This is a genomic window from Candidatus Neomarinimicrobiota bacterium, from assembly GCA_022560655.1.
In the GTDB taxonomy this organism is placed as follows: domain Bacteria; phylum Fidelibacterota; class Marinisomatia; order SCGC-AAA003-L08; family TS1B11; genus JADFSS01.
The window spans coordinates 1-15,828 of the sequence record JADFSS010000050.1; the positions used below are offsets into that span (position 1 = coordinate 1).

Sequence of the window (15,828 nt, forward strand, 5' to 3'; positions counted from 1 at the left end):
ATTCGGATTTCTTTCCCGATCCAATTATTTCACGCGTAGGTCAACCTTTGCGGCTCCATTTCACCCCTAATGCAAGTGAACATCAAAATGAATTGCGCATACTTCCTTTCATTATGACAACTGACCTGATGCGCGTAGGCAAGATTCTGCAGGTGGATTTTACGCCACTGGTATCGGGCACATTTCAAATTCTTAACCTCGGTCATGGATTTACGGGTGACATCATCATCGTGGATGATTCACTCGCAGTGGATCAAACAGTGAGAGCTAACGGCCAGCAGGGCGTTGCACTCATTCACAGCAACGCTGAATCGAAAATATATCCGCCTACTATCCACGCGTTGACGGATATCCCGTTAACTATCTACAACATCAGTCTGGATACCGACCATTGGGTCAGTATTGAGCCGTGGATAGCGGCTCCTGCAACCACGTCACCCGGCAATGTGAAGCGTCGCCTCGGCAACAGAGCCCAGATCACGAAGTTCGAGTTCACCCCTGACGATACCGGGCGCTTCGTCATCCAACATACCGTGCACGGCTTCAGCGGTACTCTGATCGTTGAGGGCCCGTTTAGAATAGACGCCCCTACCAACCTCACTGCCACCCCCGGCGACGGACAGATCACTCTCACTTGGTCTCCTAACACCGAAACCGATTTCTTCCGCTACTACATTTACGGTGGTACGTCTCCTGGTCCCACGAGCAAGGTGGACAGCACCGTCGGCGGCATCAGCGACACGACGAAATCCATCTCGGGCTTAGTTAATGGTATTACCTACTATTACAGGGTGACAGCGGTGGATACAGCCCTCATGGAAAGCGAATTTTCAAGCGCGGTGAGCGCTACGCCCGCAACGCTGGCTCTCGAGCATGCGCTACTCTTACCAACTACGCACGCTTTGTATCCCAGCTACCCCAACCCCTTCAATCCCGTTACCACCCTGCGCTTCGACCTGCCCCAGGCAGCGGCAGTGCGGCTGGTGGTCTATGATCTCCAGGGCCGCGAAGTCGCCCGGCTACTGGATCGGGCTTGGCCGGCTGGGTACCACCACGTGGTCTGGGATGGCCGCACGACTGGCGGGCAGGAAATGCCCAGCGGCATTTATATCGGTCGCATGGTGACACCTCAGTATACCAAGTCCATCAAGATGGTGCTCCTGAGGTAGGGAAACGCAACGCAATTGCATTTTTCCGGGTACGTTCCAGATAAGGCGCCTGCTTTATCGACAGCCACACCGCTGGCACCTGTTCGTATTCATCCTGCTCTGATGGCCAAATTTGAGGCTGCGAGCAGCGCGTACACCCGTCTTGCAATGGACCGACGACGTGTGGCACGCGATATAGATGTAATTCTAATTCCATACACGGGTTGGGCAAAATGACCGTATTGGATCGAAACTCAAGAACAGGAGCCAGCGTCTGATGAATACGTCTTTGACCATCGTCGGCATCGGGGGTTCAATGGCTCCCGCATCAACGAGTCTTGCTGCCTTGAAAATTGCTCTGGAAGGCGCCGGGGAGGCCGAGGCGCGCACCGAGCTGATCAACATTGCCAGCCTTAACTTGCCTATGTTCGTTCCCAGAACACAAGATGTCCCGGCGTCCGCCACAAAACTGGCCGCTGCGGTTTACGATGCTGCTGGCCTGATCTGGAGTAGCCCACTGTATCATGGCACCATTAGTGGTTCCTTCAAGAACGCTCTAGACTGGCTCGAGCTATTGAGCAGTCGCGAACCTCCCTATCTCACGAACAAGGTAGTCGGTCTAATCAGCACCGCCGGCGGAGTTCAGGGATTGCAGGCGGTTAACACCATGGAGTTTGTTGTTCGCGCGCTACGGGGATGGACAGTCCCCCTGGTTATCCCTATTCCTCGAGCTATGCAGGCCTTCGACGCAGACGGGCAGCCACGTGAGCCTCAAATAGCACAGCAATTGCGCTCGCTCGGTCAGGAGGTCGTGCGAGCTGCCAAACAATTCAGCGTTTCCGGTTACTCTGATTATGATGCTGGGCACGGTGCCGTGGAGCCGCAACCTAAGTAGGCGCCAGCCGGTTGCAGCGCAGGAATCCAGGTTAACGCCTAGCTCCATGATTTGAGGCGAGCATCAGCAGAACCAGTATTCGCAACCTGACTATCCTGCTGGGCAGTACGATGACGGTCCTGGCTGGAGCTGCGCTTGCGCCCGCCCTCCCCGATATGACCGTCGCATTTCAAGACGTGCCGAACGCCGAATTTCTGGTCCGGCTCGTGTTGACGATGCCCGCGCTCTTTATTGCACTGAGCGCCCCGTTCGCAGGTATGCTCCTGGACTCCCTGGGGCGAAAACCGGTCCTCATCGTCTCTTTGATATTGTACGGCCTTGCCGGTTCGTCGGGATTCTTATTGAGCTCTCTTTTCAGCATATTAGTTGGAAGAGCCCTGTTGGGTGTGGCTGTGGCAGGCATCATCAGCGGTTTTACAACGCTGATTGGCGACCATTTCACGGGGGCCAAACTCAATCAATTCATGGGCTACCAGGGAGCGGCAATAGGCCTCGGTGGGATGGTCTATCTGCTGCTGTCTGGAGTTCTTGCCGACATAGGGTGGAGGTTCCCCTTTCTGATTTATCTATCTGCCTTCCTTGTTCTGCCGGGCGTGCTGTTTGCCGTTGATGAAACCAGGAGTCAGGCGGGGGATGCAAGGCAGGCAAGCCTCGCCAATAGCGGCTCACTGCCCATACGAACTATCGGACTCATCTACACCACGGCCTTTGTGGGCATGTTCATTTTCTTCGTCTTCCCGGTACAGCTGCCCTTCTACCTTATTGCTCAAGTTGGAGCGAGTAACAGCCAGGTGGGGCTGGCGCTTTCACTGCAGACTTTGCCCGCCATTATCATTGCGCTGCAATATCATCGACTGAAGGCGCGACTCTCCTTTCAGGGCATTTTTGGCCTATTTTTTCTCACCGTGGGCATCAACCATTTGATTGTCGGCCTCACGACCAGTTATGCGCTCATTATGGGCGGGTTGTTGATTGGCGGGCTGGGTTTGGGACTGTTTCCGCCGAATCTGAATGTCTGGATAGCTTCAATTACTCCCACCGCACTACGTGGGCGTGCCATTGGTGGGCTGAGTGCGGCACTTTTCGTCGGGCAGTTCATTACGCCCATCATTACGCAACCCATGGTGGCGCGGGCAGGCATGAGCGGCACCTTCGGGATTATTGGGGGGGTCTCCCTCCTGCTGGCGGTAGCATTCATCGGGATGGCGATAAGTCAACGCAAATTACGTTCAAATTCCTGATATTCGCCTCGGCGATCTTCATACTGCCTTCCGGGATAGCAACCGGGAGCCACCAGCGCGGTCCGGCAAATGCGTATCCTTTAATTGCTGAGGGTGTAACTTTATCCCGATGGTTGATTCAATGACGTCATCCCTTACAACCTCAGACTTTGATGGTGGATCACCCACTGAACACCGCCACGCCACCTGGTTGGAACTTTTCTATGATCTGGTTTACGTCGTTGCCGTCGCGGTCTTGGCCCACCAACTCAGCGACAACTTGAGTATTAAGGGTTTCGCCGTCTTCGTTGGCCTGTTCATTCCCGTCTGGTGGTCCTGGGCAGGTCACACCATATTTGCAACCCGTTTCGGCGGGGATGACAACTTTCAGCGGAGCATGACCATTCTCCAGATGCTCGCGTCTGCGGCCTTGGCCGTGCAGCTCCCCGAAGCATTGGGGTCGGGATCAGCGGGGTTCGCCGCCGCGTATGTAGCGACCAGAGCAACCCTCCTGATTCTGTACGTTCGCGCCCGCACGGAATATCCGGAGGCCAACAGGCTCACAGCATTCTTTCTGGCCGGCTATTCCGCGGGAGCAGCGCTCTGGCTCATCTCCATCGCCGTCCAACCCCCACTTCGCTACATGTTTTGGGCAGCAGGCATCGGCATCGAGTTCGGCACCTTTCTTCTGGCTCGCAACGTTGCACGACAATTCCCCGTGCACACATTTCATCTTCCGGAACGGGTCGGTCTGTTCACAATTATCGTGCTGGGTGAGGCAATCCTTGCCATTATCACCAGTGTTGGCGACGTAAACTGGAATCCCCTGGCCGTCGTGGCGGCTATCGTGGGATTCGCGATCGCTACTTCAATCTGGTGGAATTATTTCGGCTACGTGGACCGGGCCGTCCTGGAGTGTACCCTGGGAAACGGACAGGCGTACATGTTCCTCCATTTGCCGATGCTCATCGGGCTGGTTGCCATGGGTGTCGGCATTGAACACAGCATCGTGGATTCCGACCGTGCTGCCTTCCCGCCCGAGACCTTGCGGCTCCTGGGGGGCGGGCTGGCCTTGTGGATTGCGGCCTTCTATAGCCTGCAACTGATCACCTATCCGCATCGAGAAAGACGACGGCTAACTGCGACCTACGGCATTGCGTTGGTAGGCATCACTCCCCTCGTTCTGTTAGGAGATCCACTACGACCTATGGGGATCCTCGTTATTTTCGGCGTCGTCTCGGTGGTCATTACGATGCTGGAACTGCAGCGGCGGGCCGCCATTTTAAGCCACGTTTATTCGAGCACAGAGCAGACGGGCCTTCCGGCAAAGACCCAGCCAGCCAAAGAGTACCATGGGACGGATGTCATCGTGCAGTTCGATCCTAAGATCTGCATACATTCGGCGGAATGCCTGACCCGTCTCCCGGAGGTCTTTAATCTAAGAAATCGACCTTGGGTAAATGCAGGTGGTGCTAACGCTGAGGCGATCATGAGCACCATCGCGCACTGTCCCAGCGGTGCCCTGAGCTACAGGCAAGCGGATGAGGGCACGGCCAAGGTCTGAGCAAGAATCCACTTATGGACAGGCTACGCTGCGGATACGGCGGCTGGTTGCTCGACAGTTGCGCTGAGCGCCACGAGTCCGCCGTCAAGGGTTCGAGCCCCAGAGGACGGTAGGACCGGAATGGGCATGAGGTTTGCGCTTGATCGCCGGGTGGGCAGGGCTGCAGATCTAGCTAACTAATCGGGGCGTACTTCGCCATCAGGTCTATGGCATCTTCATCGTGAGGCCGGGTGGCAAGCACCACATTCATAAGTTCGACTACCTTCTCACCCTGCTCCAGCTCATCATACAGCGCTGCAAGAGTCATATGCCCGTCGTAATCGTCAGGGTCATCCCTGGTAATGCTGATGAGCAGGTGGACTGCATCCTCAAACTGCTCCTGCCTCAAAAGCACGTTGGCTAGCAGCAGGCGGGCCTCAAAATCGTCCTGATCCTTTTCCAGCAGTCTGAGCAGCCCTATTTGTGAATCGGAAGCATTGCCTGCCGCCAAGTCAAGGCGGGCCAGGCTCTTGATTGCGGGGTGTAAAGCCGGATCGTGCTGAAGGGCGCTTTGGTAGTAGGATCTGGCCGTGTCGTGATTACCCTTGAGATGGGCACAAAGTCCCAGCCCATGATATGCGCTGGCTGAAAGGGGGTTTTCCCGGATAACTTGCGCGCAGATTGTCTCGGCCGCACCCAGTTCACCGCCCTCAAGGGCCACGGCAGCCTTGTCGAGCTCGGCCTTGTGGCTTTCCGCCAGTGGCTCATCAAATTCGAGCAGCCACTTGTGATCGACATCCGGCCATCGCTTTCTGAACAGTTTCTCGTTCCGTTTGAGCGAAGCTGCGTAATCTATTCCGTTGGCGGTAAACGTTTGACTGCCGTAGTGGTGGAGGTAGGTGCCCTCGTCCACCATGATGGCATAGCCCAGCTCGGCAACGCGTAGGCAAAGATCGTCATCTTCGTAGTTTCCCGACCCAAATACTTGCGCCAGCCCGCCAACCTGCTCAAAGAGTGACCGCCTCAGCAGCAGCGCAAAACCTGCGATTCTGCGACGAGGGGTCAGCACCCCCTTCTTAGCCTCCCTGACCTGGGCCGAAAACTGATAGAATCCGTCGGTGTCCTCATAAGGCACGTGGGCGATCGCCTGGCGTCCGCTAATGTGATTGGTTAAGGGCCCCACCAGGCCGATCTTGGGGTGGCGCTCAAGAGAGCTCACCAGGTCCTCCAACCACCCGGGACCCACGAGCACGTCATTGTTGAGCATCAGGACATACTCGCCGCGCGCCGCGCCGACGCCCAGATTGTTGCCGGCTGCGAAGCCCATATTGGTCTTATTGGCGATGAGCCGGTAATGCGGGTTCGCTGTGGTCAGTTCCTCCAGGTAGCCCACCGTCCCGTCTTTGGAGCCGTTATCCACAAAGACGATCTCATGGGGATAGAACGTGTGCCGCCTGATTGACTCGACGCACTCTTTCGTGTACTTGAGCGCGTTGTAGGTGAGCATGATGATCGAAACGACCGGTTTGGCGGGTATAACGGTGTCTGAGGCAGACAGATTGTTCAGGGTCCTGAGCCAGGTCTGTGCCATGTGATCGGAGGTTCTGTTGCCGCGCACATCCAACATTGCATTGTTTCCCATACGTTCACGCTCCTCTGGATTCTCGATCAGATATTTGATGCGATCATACCACATCCCAGCATCATCCCCTTCGACAAAGAGGCCGGTCTCCCCATCGACGACTGAGCTGTAGGGCAAGGATCGACTGTACACGCCCGCCACGGCCTGGCTGCCATACTCCAAGTACTTCACGTCGCTTTTGGCGCTATTAAACTTGTCGTCCCGCAACGGTGCCAGCCCAATGTCAATCTTTGCCTCCTGTAACAGCCTCGCATACTGCTGATACTCGGGAAAACCACCGAGGTGAAGAACTTGCGGATACTTTTTCAGGCTCGCCGGCCGCAGATAAAACAGCACAACGCGGATGGCCGACTTATACTCCTCAAGCAACTCCACAAGGGCTGGGACGACCGGCTCCAGGTCGCGCCCATGCGTTATGCCACCTGCGTATGCAATCGTTACCTGGTCCTTCAACTTTGCCTGTGGAGGCGGGAACAGATTCAAATCGATTTCATTCTGAACGACCACTCTGTGCGCTGAGAATTCCGCCAGGGCGCTCCAGAGAACGCCGGTAGAAACGGTCACAAGGTCGGCCTCCGCCAGATGGGATCGTATGGCATTGGTGATGGCACTGTCTTGAAACTCGTCGAAAAAGATATGTTCAGGGGGAATATCCAGCAGGTTGTCATCGATATCGTAGATCACTCTGGTGTTTCGCTTCTGAGCCTGCCTCATCAGATTTACGGTCTCGGGCGAACTGGTCCTTTGAAAGATGACCACATCGTACTTATCGAACTGAGCAAAGTCAAATTGACGCGGTTTGTCCATTACATATTGATCACAGGTCAGCACGCAAGCCTCCTGAAGCTTCTCGAAAGGCCTCAGAAGTCTGATCTGGGCGATCGCCCCGATGTTCTCCACAAAGAGCAGAACTTTCATAGGTGATCCAATCGAACGGAGAGGCGGCTCAGGCGATCCATTAGCCCAGCTGGCTCAGTAGCCGTTTTGCGCCCGGATGACCTGGATCCTGCTCAATCAGGGCGTAGCACAGTTCCACGGCCTCGGGGTGTTGATGCGATTCGGCATATACCTGGGCGATCTTGAATCTCAAGTCATTGTTTGCGGGCTGCTTTCCCAGAATATCGTGGTATGTCCGCAAAGCCAGCTCCACATTCCCCGCGATCAGGTATAGATCCCCAAGGTTTTCGAGATACATCAGGTTGTCCGGCTCGCAGCGGGTTGCCTCCGTCATGTGATGGGTCGCCTGATCCGGTTTTCCCACGGCAATTAAGACGCTGGCCAGATCATTGTGTGCGGCCGCCAGCTCATCATCGTATTTCAACGCAACGCGGAGGAAATGCAGTGCCTCCTCCAAATCTCCCCGGTGTACCAAGAGCTGGCCGTAATGATGGAGCAATTGCCCGTGCTCCTTGAACTGGTTGAACACCTTGTCTGCCAGCGTCAAACCGCTTTCCACACCGCCTGCATCAGCGGCCTGCTTGAGCAGACCAAGACTCTTGGCTAGCACTTGTTGCCTTGTGACGGGACCGACTGCAGCCGCCCTGATCCTGTCCAGTTCCTCATTTTGCCTGCTCACCATCCGCCGATAGTAGGCTACTTCCATCTCCGTGTTTAGGACGGTATTAGCCCGTTCATTCGAATGTTGCCGGTATTCAAGCAGCTATTCAGGAACCAGAACCGCATCCCAGCCAGTTTTGGTCATTCGTGCAAAAAGATTGTGGTCTTCGGGACCATCGGTCTCCAGGTACCCTCCCACCTGTTCAAAAACGGTCCGCCGGTACATGGACGACCCGTGCATGAAATTGCTCAACTGAGGAGGATCAACCAGGGACCGGTCCCATGGAGGGAATTCCCACAGATAGAGGCCTGGATGGTTGGGCGCCGGTTCGGCCTTGGCCAGCTGGGCAACGACCTCTGCCCGCGGGCCAAACAACACAACATGCGTATAAGCGATGGCCGCCTTCCGGTTACGATCCAAGGCTTGGCGGCACCTCATGACATAGTCGCTGCGCAATCGATTGTCGGCGCCCAGAAAGCAAATGTAGTCTCCCCTCGTCATGGAGACGGCCTTGTTGAAGTTTCCAACGATTCCGAGATTTTTTTCGTTTGACTCGATCCGGATTCTGTCCTCGTACCGCTTGGCCACCTCTAACGAATTGTCAACGGAGCAGTCATCCATAAACAAGATTTCGTCAGGCAAGACAATCTGCCTTAATACAGATTCAATGGCCTCGGCGGCAAAGGCACCGTAATTGTAGTTGGCGATAATCAGCGAAACGGTGGCTGGGGCCAGGTTCGTGTCGTTCTTGACGATCATCCGGTTAAGCTGGTAAGGATCCTCGTCATTCCCGGCCATGCAGGACAGCGCCCCGGCGAATTTCTCTTTGGTCTTCATGATGAGGTCTTTGTTGTGCTTACCGTGCGGGTAACCAAACCACCTAAATCCCTCCGGATCGATCTTCTTAAGATCCGCCGGCACGTCAAGTTCGGCATCGATTCGAGCCCGATTCTCAGGCAGTGTCAGGTCCGGATGGGTGCGGCTGTGCCACTGAAGCCTGGCGCCTGCTTGCACCATTTCGGCAAGCTGCTCCTTGCTGGCGAACATCGCTGGTGGCTCCACATGCTGATCGAACGCGTTGTCCTTCCCCACCGTGTCGCCCACGATAAATAGCTCGTACGGGTAGCCAAAATGTTTAAGAATGGGCCATGCATAGTGGTACACATTTTCGTAGATGCCGTCAAATGTGATGACGATCTGATCTTGATCACTGGGATGATAGTCGTCCAGGTAGACAACCGTGTAGCTCTGCAGCGCCTGCATCTGCCTGTAAAACGCGTTGACGTGCACCCACCAGACCGTTGGCGACTCCAAATCAACCTTATGATACAGGAGGATCATTTGAAGAAGGCCTCCAACAGATGGCTGTACTCCCTGTAGCGGTAGTATTCACGGTGAAACGTGATGTAGGGGAAACGGAAGTTGTACCACGCGTCGATGTGGCAGCTGACCATGACGCCCCCACTTTTCAGCATCAAATCCAGCAGCGTGAATGCCAGTAGATCACCTTCGCCGATGTACTGCGGATAGAGCACCCCCGTCAATACGATAAGGTCGAAACTGTTCTTGAAGCCAGGGAGTGGCAAATCAAACAAGGAACAGGCCTCATACCTGATGTGACTCAGGCCCGCGCTGTTTACTCTCGCCTGAGATACGGCGTTTTCGGAAATATCGACACCGATGATTTCCTTGCCCGGCAAAACCCTGGTGATAAATCCGTCCCCGCAGCCGATATCGAGCACGCGCCCATAGTCGCGGCCCTCCAGGAGCGACTTAAGAATGGCCCGCCTCTTGGCATCATCGGGATGTTGCTCGTAACCCCAGGGATCGGGCATCTTAAACCACTCCTCGATGTCCTGCACTGGCTGAATTTGTCCCATCGCGTCTAGCTCCTCCTACAGGACAGAAAAAATCGTGCCAAACAATAGACATGGCCTACGGAAGCCATTCATATTGAATATCGGCGGAGCCAGCAGGAACTTCAGAGAAAAATGTGGTCGTAGCAGCCTGCGGTTCAGTTCGACATGACCACCGATCCGCCAAGTCCGCTAGGCCGAGGCACCTAGCAGCTCAACAATTATCCTGGGGGGCTCGTGAATGGCGAAGTTTGAATTCGACGCTCCTCTCGCTCGACCCAAGGGTGTTGGAACATGGACGTACCTGGATATCCCAGCTGATATTACTCAGGAGTTGGGAACCAGAGGCCAAGTCAAGGTCGTGGGCTTCATGAACGGGTATCCGTTCCGTACCTCCGCCCGACCACATGGTGATGGCAGCCATTACATCGTTGTGAATAGATCCATACGCGATGCAATTCAGGCGACGCCGGGGGATATGGTTCACGTTGTGATGGAGAGAGACACTGCGCCTCGAACCGTTGCGGTTCCTGTCGACTTCGCCGAGGCTTGGGAAACGAATCAGCAACTTCGTAAATCATTTGAATCGCTCTCGTATTCGCACAGAAAAGAATTCGTAGATTGGATCGAGAGCGCCAAGAAGGTGGAAACTCGGGAGAGCAGGATAACGAGATCTCTGGAAATGCTGCTGGAGGGCACGAGTCTGAAGGGCCCGAGGAAATGAGATGTCAGCCTTCGCAATCGACGGTCAAAGATAGGGGTCCGGGCCGGATACTGAGGGTAAGTCCAATTGGGTTAGCTTGATCTTCAGTGGAGATCTCTCGCGTCATCAATCGAGCTGCTTCCTTGTTCACCTTTTCAGATGCAAAGTTGAATAATCGGACAGGCGCTCATCCTTGACTTAAGTACCGGTGGCTATTATTTTCGCAGCTGCCACTAACCCATCAAATAATAATGAGGCGCCAATGAATACCAAGCTTGTTCTCAAGGTTTATGCTGTTTACAGTCTATTAATGGGTGCAGCTTTTCTCTTTATGGCGGCAAAGGTCCTTGATGGAATGGGTGTAATGGAGCCTAGTTCACTTTTTATGGCCACCCAACAGATATGGGGGACATACATCATAGGCGTCGGTGCCATAGCATGGTTCATGAGCGGGTCTGAGGAGGCTGATTTTTTTAAGGGTATGGTCACCCTTACTGGATTAGTAGTTGTTGTGACCCTGTACCATATCTTTATTCAAGGACTGGGCGCTGTACCGTTATATCTGAATATAGTTGTTAATGGCGGAGTTGCTGCATTTTGTTGGCCGAAGATGCGCTGAAATAATTTCTGTTCTACGCGCCTCATAGCTGCTAAATCCCTGATTGTACCTGGCCATCACCGAGGTATGATCAGGGATTCCTTATTATTCAGCAGCACGATTGGTCCAAATCCCATCTACAAGCAGAGGGGTAAGGCCGCAGCTCAATGCCTGATGACGGGTATTCATAGTGGGCGCCGCCTCGATTCGGCATTTGGCTGGCGCCATCAAATTGGATAAGATGCCCTGTGGCGATATTCTGTCAATGCACAACAGAGATTATGGCAAGGTGCCCTGAGCGCGTTTCTCGCCGGCAGACGCCCGCCCCTGCGCGAGGCCAGCTTCCCATCAAACCTTTCGCGCTACAAGGTTATGTTTAAGCCCCGCTACCAGGAAGCTTGAACTGTAGCAATCGAGGACCATTTTCCGGCCCGGCCCCATCGGGCGCGGGTCGCGACTTATTACAGGCCTGGTGACTCTGTTTTTCATCAGCCCACTGACCGCGCTGTGCCCCGGCGGCGCCTCTGCATGTGCATAAATCCATCTTACACGGGGCGACTATAAAAAGGTTATTGAGAAGCGCAATTCCATGTCTAAGTTCAATTTGGAAACATGCTGAGGGGGCCTATCATGGTTAGATTTGTGGTGTTTGCATTGTTCCTCTGTAGCGGCCTCGTCGCCTCGACTCCATAGAGCCAGGCCGGCCCGCAGCCCCCTGACACCACCCTGCGGTTTGACCCCATTACGGGTGAGCCGCTTGCCCCTGCGGCCGCGTTTGATCCCCTCACCGGGCTGCTGGCAGAGGTTCCAACTGAGAAGCAACCGCCGCGGTTTGACCCGGAGACAGGGGAACTCATTCCAGCACTACCGGCCCCGGCGGTAACCACGCCATCAACCGTAGGCACAACCAGAATGACGGAGCAGAGCATCATCGCCTTGGCCCGGGCCGACGCCCGACGCCGCCACTCTGGCGATGCCTGGGGAGTTGGCGGCGGCTTGCTGGGAGCTGGGGCGATGTTTGTCGGTGGCATATTCGGATTAATTACTACTTATTCAGACCCTGGTTTCCTGGTGGGCGTCGCTGTAGGGCCCTTACCTGTTCCCTTGCTGTTTTCACTTTTGCCTGTGTCGGTACCCGAGCCTCCACAATTGGAGGACGCCGCCCCAGGCCAGCGTGAGGTCTACCGGCAGACCTTCATCGGCGAATCCCGCAGACTCCGGAGGACCAGCGCTTTCAAAGCTGAGCTGGGCGCATTAATCCTCGTAGGTGGCTTTTTCGTTCTAATATTTTTGGTCTAAACAGGTTCTAAAGATGCAAATCAAATATCTATGCTCCCCGTTAGTTTTTAGTCATGATCAAACGTCGGGGAGTTCAGCTGGTGGAATCGTCTTGGGGCATACTTTGCCCCCCACCGACGCCCTGGGATACCCCGTGAGCGCGTTTCATGCCTGTGGGCATACCTAGTGCCATCCCCGCGGCCAGTACCGACGTCGTAACTTTCCTCATACCCTATATGCGCTGGCTTACACTAATCATTGCAGTAATTGTAACACTGACAGCAGCGGGCGTACTTGGAAGCACCATCCCACTTTTAGCATGGCTGCCGCTGCCGAACTGGATCATCTGGATCGCTGCAGTCCTGTCTGCATCGGTCGTTGTCAATGAACTACTTGGCAAGCCCGTGCCGTTTTTGCGCTGGTCCTTTCTGCGCATGATGCTTGGCACGAAAAAGATGCTGATTGAGTGGCAAGTGGGCGACGGGCGTGAAGAACGGGTAGCCAGAAAGGTACTAAGCAATGCGCGACGCGGTGACGCTGACGATGTTATTCGGACTATCGACGACTTCGCCTACCAGGAAAGCTTTCTAATGAATGTAGGAGATGAAAAGGGCAAAATTCTTGACGCTGCGCTGGAACGCAGCCATCCTAGAACGATCTTGGAGCTGGGCACGTATGTCGGATATAGCGCGATTAGGATGGGGCGCAAGCTGCACGAGGAAGGCCGCCTTTATTCTATTGAGTTCAAAGAAGCTAATGCCGCCATCGCACGCAAGATCATTAACCATGCCGGATTGAGTGATCGAGTGCAGGTGGTAGTCGGCACCATTGGTGACGGTGGTAAGACCCTCAGATACTTGGAATCGGACTGCGGCTTTTCGGCGGGCACGCTGGACTTTGTCTTCATTGATAATGCAAAGGATGCTTACCTGCCAGACCTTCTCCAGATTCTCGAAACAGGCTGGTTTCATCGCGGTAGCGTTGTAGTTGCCGATAATATCCTGATACCGGGTGTTCCTGAGTACCGTGCATACATGAAGGAACAGGAAGGGATACTTTGGCACTCCAAGGAACACAGGTCACACTTAGAGTACCAGTCGGTCCTTCCCGATATTGTGCTTGAGTCGGACTACCTGGGTGATTGATCCCTAGTCAGAAAGGTTGCGGGCACGCTTTTGTCAATTCTCCCTCAAACGAAGCTCCCGGCCCTGATTTGCTAGCATTCCCTCCCTTCTCTCCCTACCATTAGCCGCCCAGGAGGCTATCCCTCCCACCTTCAGCGCTGAACTCCCAGCACCGCAAAAACTAAAACACCGGTTTGTTGTGAAGTGTGGATATTGACCTCCGTCAGCACGGTGAAACCTTTGTAGGGGCCGAGAGCGAGACCCACAACGCCTCCCCGTAATGGCGACCCTCCTGGCGGAGCTTCCTCATCAAAAATGTATCTGCCACCCAGATAGAGGCGGCCGTACGAAGCAAGCAGGGTAGGGTAGGCAAATTTTGTTATTCTCACCGTCTCTCCCTGTCCCCCCTCCACCGCGCCGCCGCCCAAAATGAAGGCGAGTGCCGGGTACGGTGCGCCTAGAATCTGATATTTTAATTCACGAGAAACCATGGGAAGGATATACCATTCTGGAATCGGTGAGACCATCAGCGCCGCTTTGATAGCCACACCAGAGTTCCAGCCAATTCCATATCTTACGGAAACCTCCCCGAAGAAAGGAACTCCATATGCCACAGTAACTGCATTTTCCCCTTCAGGAAGAACCTCCGCCGTCTGGAGGGTGGCGATGCAGCCACCACTGATATAGACGGCCAACAATGCAACACTTACCCTCAAGCTAATCTCTTTCTATATCAAGGGAGGATGGCAACGCCAAGATAGGACACTTAACCGGTGGATACCTGGATTGCGAAAGTGTGACTATGTCGAGAGGCGAAGGTGCTGGTTATAACCACCTGTTCGCCGTCCTGCAGCGCCTGGTAGTCGGCCATCCCTAAGACGACGTCATGAGTATGGATCGGGCCGCTGGATGTGATCGTTTTTCCGCCGGCCGGGGGCTGTGATACATCGGCAAATAGTATCATGATCTCGTGGCGGTGGAAGTTGTCCCTGGAGGATACCACCTTAAATCCGGCTGTGCTGCCCTCCGTCTCCTGTTCGGCCTCCGCGCCCGGCGCATCGTAGGCGCACCCGATTTGTGTGATCAACAGGGGCAGCAGGCCCGTGGCGGTGGCCACATAGATCAGAAACTGTTTTCGTTCCATCGGTAATCCTCCCCTTGATCAGCAGTCGGTTTTCGGCTGCATTGAAATGGCTTCTCCAATATAACCCTTTGCCTGTCGATTAGCACTCAGCATTCCGGTCTGGTATGCGTGATGCCCAGCCCGCCCTGCTCGTGCTTCCGCCGTTCCAAAACCTCCTTTATCTGCTCACCCTTGGGGATGCTCCGAGCGCTGGATGTCTTGGACTGGCTGAAATGGAGCGCATTCTGGCCAATGTCGCCAAGGTGGTCGCCTTTGGGGCGCTGTCGGTGTGGGGCTTTAAGAAGCTGGGGGCAGTGGGGCAGGCGCAGTAACGGGGGCGGTTGTTATTGGCGCAAGCGCATTGAAGTCTGCTCTTTGCGGCGAGCTCGATTGATTGCAGGTGACGTGGCGGCGCCACATTGGACCCGGCACGGGTCAACGGCTCAGCGTTGGAACCGGGGAACGTCGGCTGGGACCGGGCAGCGAGAATGGAGGGCTGGGCAGCTCAGCTGCCGCGGAGGCGACTCAGCTGGTCGCCTAAATCCTGCAGCTTTTCTTCGAGATCGTCCATGTCATCGCGTAGGTCGCCACCGGGATACTGCATCCAGTACATACCCGGCAACCGCAAATCATAGAGCTCGAGCCCTGAACTGAATCTGCGCCCACGTTCGACGACCTTCATGCGGGCAGTGAGGCTCAAGGGTTTTCCCTGACGGACAATTGATAGGGTAAATTCGTCGCCGTCGTCCAGATCGCGGATGACCTCGCGCAGCTCGTCCACCGATGAGACTTTGGCGGTGTTCACCTTGAGGATGATATCGCCTGCTCTGAGCCCTGCCGTCGCGGCCACAGACTTATCCCAAACGTCCAGGACCAGTAAGCCTTCCTCGGCTTTGACCTCGAAGTAGGCGGCTAAGTCTGAGCTAAGACGGGTGACCTCCACGCCCAGTTGACCGCGGGAGATGAATAAGAAGTTGGCGTTGCCATGGTCGTTGAAGTCAAAATCGAAGACAAATCCTCGTGGAAAGCGACCGCTGCCGAACGAAAAGATGCGGCGCTCGCGGGGGCTCTCGCCAATGGTGGCATTGAGCTTCCGGGTGCGGCCCTTGCGGATGACTCGGAGGAGTACCTTCTCTCCAG

General features: G+C 55.1%; 16 protein-coding genes. 9 read left to right on the forward strand and 7 right to left on the reverse strand.

Going from position 1 to position 15,828, the window contains the following annotated elements; genetic code table 11:
* Positions 1-113: 113 nt before the first annotated feature.
* The 4 genes from IH971_08075 (at position 114) to IH971_08090 (ending at position 4,827) form a co-directional block, all read left to right on the forward strand.
* Positions 114-1,169 carry a T9SS type A sorting domain-containing protein gene (locus IH971_08075; GenBank protein ID MCH7497792.1) on the forward strand — a complete coding sequence of 352 codons (1,056 nt, stop codon included), beginning with the start codon at positions 114-116 and terminating at the stop codon, positions 1,167-1,169.
* A 256-nt stretch (positions 1,170-1,425) separates the two neighbouring features.
* The gene (locus tag IH971_08080; protein ID MCH7497793.1) at positions 1,426-2,043 is read left to right on the forward strand and encodes an NAD(P)H-dependent oxidoreductase; all 618 of its coding nucleotides are present in this window, start codon (positions 1,426-1,428) and stop codon (positions 2,041-2,043) included.
* A gap of 110 nt (positions 2,044-2,153) precedes the next feature.
* Positions 2,154-3,284: an MFS transporter gene (locus tag IH971_08085; protein MCH7497794.1), complete on the forward strand. Its 1,131-nt coding sequence runs from the start codon at positions 2,154-2,156 to the stop codon at positions 3,282-3,284.
* Between the two features lie 121 nt (positions 3,285-3,405).
* Positions 3,406-4,827 (forward strand): low temperature requirement protein A, encoded by a 1,422-nt coding sequence (locus IH971_08090; GenBank protein ID MCH7497795.1) that lies wholly within the window; start codon positions 3,406-3,408, stop codon positions 4,825-4,827.
* Between the two features lie 172 nt (positions 4,828-4,999).
* On the opposite strand, the gene IH971_08095 is transcribed toward IH971_08090, so the two are convergent.
* From IH971_08095 to IH971_08110, 4 genes are read right to left on the reverse strand one after another with little or no spacing between them, the layout of a single operon-like run.
* On the reverse strand, positions 5,000-7,366 hold the full coding sequence (locus tag IH971_08095) for a glycosyltransferase (GenBank protein MCH7497796.1): 2,367 nt from the start codon (positions 7,364-7,366) through the stop codon (positions 5,000-5,002).
* A 40-nt stretch (positions 7,367-7,406) separates the two neighbouring features.
* Positions 7,407-8,051 (reverse strand): tetratricopeptide repeat protein, encoded by a 645-nt coding sequence (locus IH971_08100; protein ID MCH7497797.1) that lies wholly within the window; start codon positions 8,049-8,051, stop codon positions 7,407-7,409.
* A 57-nt stretch (positions 8,052-8,108) separates the two neighbouring features.
* Complete coding sequence (locus IH971_08105) at positions 8,109-9,347, reverse strand: glycosyltransferase (GenBank protein MCH7497798.1); 1,239 nt, start codon at positions 9,345-9,347, stop codon at positions 8,109-8,111.
* Positions 9,344-9,886 carry a class I SAM-dependent methyltransferase gene (locus IH971_08110; GenBank protein ID MCH7497799.1) on the reverse strand — a complete coding sequence of 181 codons (543 nt, stop codon included), beginning with the start codon at positions 9,884-9,886 and terminating at the stop codon, positions 9,344-9,346. Before IH971_08110 ends, IH971_08105 begins: the two co-directional genes overlap by 4 nt.
* Positions 9,887-10,103: 217 nt before the next feature.
* On the opposite strand from IH971_08110, the gene IH971_08115 reads away from it, so the two are divergent.
* The 4 genes from IH971_08115 to IH971_08130 all read left to right on the forward strand — a co-directional run bounded on the left by IH971_08115 (position 10,104) and on the right by IH971_08130 (position 13,586).
* Positions 10,104-10,586 (forward strand): DUF1905 domain-containing protein, encoded by a 483-nt coding sequence (locus tag IH971_08115; GenBank protein MCH7497800.1) that lies wholly within the window; start codon positions 10,104-10,106, stop codon positions 10,584-10,586.
* A gap of 241 nt (positions 10,587-10,827) precedes the next feature.
* Complete coding sequence (locus IH971_08120; GenBank protein MCH7497801.1) at positions 10,828-11,184, forward strand: hypothetical protein; 357 nt, start codon at positions 10,828-10,830, stop codon at positions 11,182-11,184.
* Positions 11,185-12,075: 891 nt separating this feature from the next.
* Positions 12,076-12,462 carry a hypothetical protein gene (locus IH971_08125; GenBank protein MCH7497802.1) on the forward strand — a complete coding sequence of 129 codons (387 nt, stop codon included), beginning with the start codon at positions 12,076-12,078 and terminating at the stop codon, positions 12,460-12,462.
* 413 nt (positions 12,463-12,875) lie between these two features.
* Entirely contained in the window at positions 12,876-13,586 is a 711-nt protein-coding gene (locus tag IH971_08130) for an O-methyltransferase (GenBank protein MCH7497803.1), read from the forward strand.
* A gap of 131 nt (positions 13,587-13,717) precedes the next feature.
* Here the strand turns inward: IH971_08130 and IH971_08135 are convergent, their stop codons facing one another.
* Both IH971_08135 and IH971_08140 read right to left on the reverse strand, forming a co-directional pair.
* Entirely contained in the window at positions 13,718-14,260 is a 543-nt protein-coding gene (locus IH971_08135) for a hypothetical protein (protein MCH7497804.1), read from the reverse strand.
* A gap of 71 nt (positions 14,261-14,331) precedes the next feature.
* Positions 14,332-14,709 (reverse strand): hypothetical protein, encoded by a 378-nt coding sequence (locus IH971_08140; protein ID MCH7497805.1) that lies wholly within the window; start codon positions 14,707-14,709, stop codon positions 14,332-14,334.
* 104 nt (positions 14,710-14,813) lie between these two features.
* Here IH971_08140 and IH971_08145 point away from each other — a divergent pair, with 104 nt between their 5' ends.
* Positions 14,814-15,020, forward strand: coding sequence for a hypothetical protein (locus IH971_08145; protein MCH7497806.1), 207 nt, complete (start codon positions 14,814-14,816; stop codon positions 15,018-15,020).
* A 173-nt stretch (positions 15,021-15,193) separates the two neighbouring features.
* On the opposite strand, the gene IH971_08150 is transcribed toward IH971_08145, so the two are convergent.
* A partial coding sequence (locus IH971_08150; GenBank protein ID MCH7497807.1) for a PDZ domain-containing protein occupies positions 15,194-15,828 on the reverse strand: 635 nt, incomplete at its 5' end.